The organism is Thermogemmatispora sp., from assembly GCF_019683755.1.
Classification (GTDB): domain Bacteria; phylum Chloroflexota; class Ktedonobacteria; order Ktedonobacterales; family Ktedonobacteraceae; genus Thermogemmatispora.
Genome location: NZ_JADGHT010000415.1, coordinates 1 through 3,585, shown reverse-complemented (window position 1 = coordinate 3,585; position 3,585 = coordinate 1). Strand labels below are relative to the sequence as shown.

The following is a 3,585-nucleotide window of genomic DNA, read 5'->3' as shown; positions in this document are numbered from 1 at the left end:
GGGCAGGGGACGAGGAGGGTGATGAGGCCCTGGGGCTGGGAGGAGAGCTGGAGGGAGGCACGCAGCAGGGTGCGTTCGAAGGCCAGGAAGGAGGGATGGGGGAGGCGAAGGAGTTCGTGGGAGGAAGAGGGGAGAGGAGCAGAGGAGGGAGGAAGCAGGCAGGCCAGTCTTGCAGGTAGTCTTCGAAAGGAATATCGTGGCTGGAATCGCCTCCGATCCTGCGGGTCTCTGGGTCGGCGATGAGGAGATCATAGTCCGTGCTGTCCTCAACGAGAGCGCGGAGGCGGTGGCCAGCATGGTCGGCGAGCAGCTTCCAGAGAGCGGCGTTATCAATGGATTGGGTATTGATTGGCTGGTTTTGACCGCCGAGGTGGAAATAGAGAATCCGATTCTCTGGGACCCTTGGAGTCCTGTAGATAGCTTTACCGAGAGAGAGATGTATTTTGCAATCTATACAAGCGAACCGACCGTAGATACTCATCCTTGCGGGACTCCTTTGTTTGCTGAGGTGAGAGAGTGCCTGTCTATACTGTACCGCAACGGGTCGCGATAAGCAGCCGAGCTTGCTGCTGGCTGGTCATCTCCTCACCTCCAAGGGGTGAGCCAGTGCTTGAGCTATGATAGCTGCGGGATTGCGACTGAACGTGATGCGCTGTGCCAACCTTTTTGTCCAAGCAGCCCTCGAAGGAGAGATCGGAGGGGCCATCGCTGCCGATCTCACAGGTACCGGCTTCGGCAAGCGTATGGGCGTAACGCGGGTCGCCGGAGACGAAGACGGACAGAGCGTACCCGGCGTGGTCTGCGAGCAGCTTCCAGCGAGCAGCATTGTCGATCACAATCCTATGAGTGGAGGCAGCGCGACCCATATGGAAGCAGATAACCTTGTCACGAGATGCATAACGGATGACTTTGCCCTGTGCGAGTTCCAATTTGCAGTCCATGTAAGCTCAGATGCCATGCATGGCCCGTACTAAACTAACTTTCTCCCTTCTTGAGCCAGGGAGAGGCAGCGCTCTACCTCTTGCAGCCAGTAGAGATCAAATCAAGCATCGCTGGAAGCGAGAGAGACATAGTCTTCCTCTTCCTTTTCCTTTCCTTGACGCTTTCGCCGGACAGGGCTGGCAATTGCCTCCAGCCCTGCTTCCTGCCCCTGCCGTGCAGCGTGCTCCAGAGAGACGTAGCAACCCTCCAAGCTCCGGCTTTCAGGAACGCAGCGCCGCTCTCAGGCTGCCCCTTCCGTTCTACCTGCTTCCTCTGCATGCTCGCTCACTCCCTCCGGTGGCGCGACCAGCGGCAGAGCAAACCAGAAAGTCGAGCCTGCCCCTTCTCGGCTCTCGACACCCACCTCACCACCCTGCTGTTGGATGAGCCGCCGACTGATATAGAGGCCCAGGCCAAGACTGGCCCCGGCGTTCTGGTAGGGTCGAATACCGGGCACCTGATAGAAGCGCTCCCAGATATGCTCACGAGCCTCTTCAGGCAGTCCTGGGCCGGCGTCGCGTACCCAACAACGCACAACGGGATCGTTACGTTCCACCCCCACCTCAATCGGTTCCTCGGGAGGCGAGTACTTTAGTGCATTAGTGAGATAATTATGGACAACCTGCTCAATGCGATCTCGATCGATATAGACAAACAGAGGCTCCTTCTCAGGTAGATTGAGCTGGATAGTGCGCTGAGGAAAAGCCAGTTGCAGATCCTGCACCGTCTCGCGCACAATCTCCACCAGATTCCAGTGAGCCTGGCGTAACTCTAGAGTCTCGTCATGATTGCGAGCCATCTCCAAAAGATCGTTAATCAAACGGTTCTGACGACGCAAATGCTGCTCGCCACGCTCTAAAAGCCCCTGCGCCTGCTCGAAGAGCTGCTGGCGCGTCTCCTCATCCAGCTCCGTCGGGCTTGCCAGACGGCGCAGCAAGCGACGGGCGAGCTGGAGATTACCAAGCAGAGCCGTCAGCGGCGTCTTTAATTCATGGGTGGCCAGGCTGATGAACGCATCGCGTTGACGCTCAAGTGCTGTTTGCTTGCTAATATCGAGCATAGTGCCGATGTAGCCAGCGAACTGAAGGCGCGCATCGCTGTAAGGGGTAGTACGAACCAGCATATCGTGATACTCACCATCGGCGCCCAGCAGGCGAAAGTGAGCCTCAAAGGGCTGCTGCTCTGTGAAGGCCATACGCCAGTGTTCCAGCACCCGCCGGCGATCAGATGGATGGATCACGGTGGTCCACTGCCAGCCCTGAGACTTCTCCAGTGAAAGCCCGGTAAAGCGCTGCCAGGTCGTATTGAAATAAACAGCGGCTCCTGTCGTATCAGTCTGCCAAATAATAATAGGGGCATGCTCGGCCAGACTGCGGAAGCGTTCCTCATTGGCCTTTAGCGCCGCCTCGGCCTGTTTACGCTCAGTAATATCGCGCGAAATAGCAAGCAAGTAAGCAATGCGGCCCTCATGATCGAAGAAAGGAGTGATGGTCACCTGCCACCAACGAGGAGACCCTTTCATCGTTGGGCAAAAGCCTTCAAAATGTCCCACCCGTCCAGAGCGGGCCTCAGCCAGGGCCTGCTCTGCCAGAAGGCGGCCCTCGCCTGACCAGAAAGTCACCCACTCGCTATTGAGGCAACTGGCAACATCCTCGATCTCCAAAGCCCGCAGACCGCCGCGATTAAGCCAGAGCAAGTGCCCCTCATGATCAAGCAGCTTAATGCAATCGGGACTATTGTCAATGATCTCGCGAGTATGGCTTTCCTGCAGTAGTTGCTCGATAGAAGGTCCTCTAGCAGAAGGCCCCTGCTCTGGAAATGTTCCTGCCATTGCGGCTACTCCTCTTTTCCTGATCGAATGAAATCCGAGTCACAACGCTCTTAATTATGCCACTATTTTCGCTCTTTGGGGATTCTCTTCTGCGGCTTACTTCTGCTCAATATCTCACCGCTCACTCACTGGCCTCATCCGCGTCAGATGGAGACGGGGGCGGAGTCTCCGCTGTTGAGGGCGAAGAAGGCCCGCCCACACGAGGGCCTGTAACCTCGGCGGAGCTGGGAGCGGACCCGGCTGGCCCGCCCATAATAATCTGGCGCAAAAAGACCGTATTAGGGATTGAAAGCAAGCGCGTCTGGCCTCTTTCGTCGGTGATCTCCACTGTCGTGTACATGCCCGACGTGGCCTGGAAGCGTCCCTCATACTCGCCAAAGCGCAACTCCTGGGCGGGCGAGAAATGGCGACGGATATAATAGCCCGCAATAATGTTGCGCGCCGCCTCCTGTGAACCGAAGCCGAAGCTTAAAGCGATGGCCAGCCCCAAAGCCGCCAGCAAGATCGTAAAGCTCGTCGTGAGGACCGTCGTATCAATGCCCAGCAGTGAAATAGCGATGATCACCAGAAAGGCCAGCAGAACGTACTCCACCAGCGCAGCCAACAGGCGGCTGTAGGCAATATTGACACTGCGTGCCAGGGCCGCCACAGTCGCAGCCAGAAAGCGTGCCCCTAGGCCACCAAGCAAGACCAGCAAGGCAGCGCTGATGGCTCGCGGCAAAAAGTGCAGAATAGCATCTAAAAAGTCAACTAAGCTTATAAACTCAAGTAAG

3 protein-coding genes and 1 pseudogene are annotated in these 3,585 nt (G+C 57.0%); 2 read left to right on the top strand and 2 right to left on the bottom strand.

Annotated features, from left to right (window positions below):
* Positions 1–169: 169 nt before the first annotated feature.
* Positions 170–553, top strand: coding sequence for a hypothetical protein (locus IRZ24_RS18130; protein ID WP_297167409.1), 384 nt, complete (start codon positions 170–172; stop codon positions 551–553).
* Positions 554–617: 64 nt separating this feature from the next.
* On the top strand, positions 618–974 hold the full coding sequence (locus IRZ24_RS18125) for a hypothetical protein (RefSeq protein ID WP_297167407.1): 357 nt from the start codon (positions 618–620) through the stop codon (positions 972–974).
* Between the two features lie 248 nt (positions 975–1,222).
* Here IRZ24_RS18125 and IRZ24_RS18120 read toward each other — a convergent pair whose 3' ends face one another.
* Positions 1,223–2,812: a PAS domain S-box protein gene (locus tag IRZ24_RS18120; protein ID WP_297167404.1), complete on the bottom strand. Its 1,590-nt coding sequence runs from the start codon at positions 2,810–2,812 to the stop codon at positions 1,223–1,225.
* Positions 2,813–2,933: 121 nt separating this feature from the next.
* Positions 2,934–3,585 (bottom strand): annotated as a pseudogene (locus IRZ24_RS18115) (hypothetical protein); the annotation flags it as partial.

Bases quoted from the DNA above. Each gene is read 5' to 3' on its own strand.
- IRZ24_RS18125 (WP_297167407.1), top strand. From the start codon at position 618: ATGATAGCTGCGGGATTGCGACTGAACGTGATGCGCTGTGCCAACCTT.
- IRZ24_RS18120 (WP_297167404.1), bottom strand. From the start codon at position 2,812: ATGGCAGGAACATTTCCAGAGCAGGGGCCTTCTGCTAGAGGACCTTCT.